Source organism: Candidatus Polarisedimenticolia bacterium (assembly GCA_035764505.1).
Classification (GTDB): domain Bacteria; phylum Acidobacteriota; class Polarisedimenticolia; order Gp22-AA2; family AA152; genus AA152.
In genome coordinates, this window is the sequence record DASTZC010000159.1 from 1 (window position 1) to 2927 (window position 2927).

The following is a 2927-nucleotide window of genomic DNA, read 5'->3' on the forward strand; positions in this document are numbered from 1 at the left end:
GGATCAGGAGGCGGCGTGCGCCTGGGAGCGGTGCCAATGGTGGAAGGCGGCCTCGCCGAAGGCACGCACCAGGGGGTGTGGCACTCCCCGATAGGCGGAGAGCTCCGGCTGGAACAGCGTGGCGACGAAGAAGGGATGTCCTTCCAGCTCGAGGATCCGGACGTCCCCCGCCTCGTCGAATCCGGTGGCCTTCAACCCTCCCGTTTCCAGCCGCTCCCGGTAAGCGGCGTTGAGGCCGTAATTGCAGTGATACTCTTCGGTGGTCTTGTCCTTCCCGTAGGCCGTCGCGGCCTTCGACCCCGCCACCAGCTTGATCAGGCCGCTCTCCCCCACCAGCGAGCAGGACAGCGCCGAGATCCAGGGATCCTTCGCCGCAGGGCTGAGCTCAGCGTGCGCGGCTTCCGGAGAGCCCAGCACGTTGCGGGCGAATTCAAGGACCGCATGCTGGAAACCGCCGCAGGTTCCGAGGAAAGGGATGGGGCGCTCGCGGGCCGTCTGGATCGCCCAGAGCGCCGACTCGGTGCTCTTGTAGGGGCTGCCGGGGACGCACCACAATCCGCTCAGTTGAGAGAGACGCTCGTCGAGATCGCGGCCGAGCGTGGTGGTGAGGAGCCAGACCGGCTCGAGAGAGCGCGGCAGTCCCTTGCCGGCGAGATCGAGGGCCCGCGGAATGGCGGCGTGCGCCCGGACCTCCAGGTTGCGGTCTCCGACCAGCCCGATCCGGATCGGATCCATGCGGTCCCCTACCAGACGCGGCAGGCGTTCTGGCGCACCATCGGCGAGTCCTGCTTGCAGGAGAAGGCGAGCGCGAACTCGGGCATGTTCGAGACCACGCCGTTGACGCGGTAGCGCGGCAGCGCGTGGGGGTCGGTCTGGGCCCGCAGGCGCGCCTCCTCGTCCGAGACGTTGGCGCACCAGACCTGCGCCTGGCCCAGGAAGAAGCGCTGCGCCGGGGTGAAGCCGTCGATCGGATCGGTCTTCTTGTCGGCGAGGGTCTGCATGAGGGCCATGTAGGCGATGCGCGTCCCGCCGGCGTCGGCGGTGTTTTCCCCCAGCGTCAGCTTGCCGTTCATCTTGAGATCGCCGACCGCCGTGTAGCTGGAGTACTGATCGACCAGGCAGCCGGCGCGCTCCGTGAAGGCTTTGGCATCCTCCGGCGTCCACCAGTCCTCCAGGTCTCCCTGCGCGTCGAACTGACGGCCCTGATCGTCGAAGCCGTGCGTCAGCTCGTGGCCGATCACCATGCCGATGGCGCCGAAGTTCACCGCGTCGTCCATGCCGCGATCGAAATAGGGCGGCTGCAGGATCCCGGCCGGGAAGTTGATGTTGTTCATCTGCGGGTTGTAGTAGGCGTTGACGGTGGGCGGCGACATCTCCCACTCGCTCTTGTCCAGCGGCTTGCCGATTTTGCCCAGATCGCGGCTCACCTCGAAGCCCCGCGCGCGCTGCAGATTCCCGATCAGATCGCCGCGCGCGATCTTGACCGAGGAATAGTCGCGCCACTTGTCGGGGTAGCCGATCTTGTCGGTGATGGCCGCCAGCTTCACGAGGGCCTGCTTCTTGGTCTCCGGCGTCATCCAGCCGAGCGATTGGATGTCCTGCTCGAGCGAAGTCTGCAGCGCATTGACCAGCTTCAGCATCCGCTCCTTCCCCTCGGCGCCGAAGGTGGCCTCGGCGTAGGGCTGTCCGAGCGCCTCCCCGAGGTTCTGATCGACCGCCTCCACGCAGCGCTTCCAGCGCGCCGGGATTTCCTTGGCGCCGCCGATCTTCCGGCCGTAGAAATCGAAGGCCTCCTGCTCGAAGGCCCCGCCCAGATACGGCGACCAGGCTCCCGCCACGCGCCAGCGCAGGTAATCCTTCCAGGCGTCCAGCTTGTGCTTGCCGATCGCCGTGTCCATCCCCTTGAAGAAATCGGGGACGGCCACGTTCAGGCTGGTGAAAGCCGGGGCATGGATCTCCTTGAAATAGGCCTTCCAGTTGAAGGAAGGAGCCAGCAGCGTGAAGTCGGAGAAGGACATGGTGTGGTCGAGGTTCTTCGGCTCGCGCCGGCTCACCCGGTCCAAAGAGGCTTTCGCCAGATCGGTCTCGATCGCCATGACGCTCTGTGCGGCCGCGGCGGCGCGCGCCGGCGCGTCTCCCAGCAAGGTGAAAGTCTTCGTCAGGTGGTCCAGGTAGTCCTTGCGCGTCGCGACCGATTTCTCGTCTTCCTTGAAGTAGTAGTCCTTCTCGGGGAGTCCCAGCCCGCTCTGGTCCGCTCCCGCCACCATCTTGCTGGCGTCACGGTAGTCGCTCTGGGCGCCGAAGCCGAAGATCGGGCTCGACCCTCCGCGGCCGATGGCGAGGATGCTGCCGCGGGCGTGGAGGCTTCCCACCACAGCGGCCAGGTCGGCTTTCGATTTCATCGCGGCGATGCGATCCAGGTCGGGCTTGATGGCGGCGGGAGGCTTTCCCACCGCTGCCTTGTCGTCCATGCAGGAGGCATAGAAATCGCCGATCTTCTGGTTGAGGGGAGAGCGCGTCGGGTCGGGTGTCGCGGCCTTTTCCAGGATTCCCTTCAGCATCGAGAGGTTGTATTCCTGCAGCTCGCGGCCGCGGCCGTAGGAGCCGCGATCGGGCGGGATCGGGTTGTTCTTCATCCAGGTGCCGCAGGCGTACTGATAGAAATCGACACACGGGTCGACGGAGGTGTCCATGTTCTTCACGTCGAAACGCGGCACGGCCCCCGGCTCCGCCGCCGTCGCCTCGGGCGGGATTGGAGGAATCGCGAGAAAAGTCACGAAAAGGAAAACGGGCGCAAGGGATCGCTTGGGTCGCGGCATGATCAAGGCTCCCGGTGGGGTCGTTTGAGGGCGGAATTCTACACCCGCTTGAGAAGACCAGCCAGCCTGAGGGGCCCGTACAGCAACACTAAGCGGGCAGGAAGGTGC

The 2927-nt window shown here is 65.9% G+C and carries 2 protein-coding genes; both read right to left on the bottom strand.

All coding sequences use genetic code 11. From position 1 onward, the window contains the following. Window positions 1–3 precede the first annotated feature (3 nt). Complete coding sequence (locus VFW45_10720) at window positions 4–735, bottom strand: hypothetical protein (protein ID HEU5181259.1); 732 nt, start codon at window positions 733–735, stop codon at window positions 4–6. An 8-nt stretch (window positions 736–743) separates the two neighbouring features. Next, on the bottom strand, window positions 744–2819 hold the full coding sequence (locus VFW45_10725) for a M13 family metallopeptidase (GenBank protein HEU5181260.1): 2076 nt from the start codon (window positions 2817–2819) through the stop codon (window positions 744–746). Between the last annotated feature and the right edge of the window lie 108 nt (window positions 2820–2927).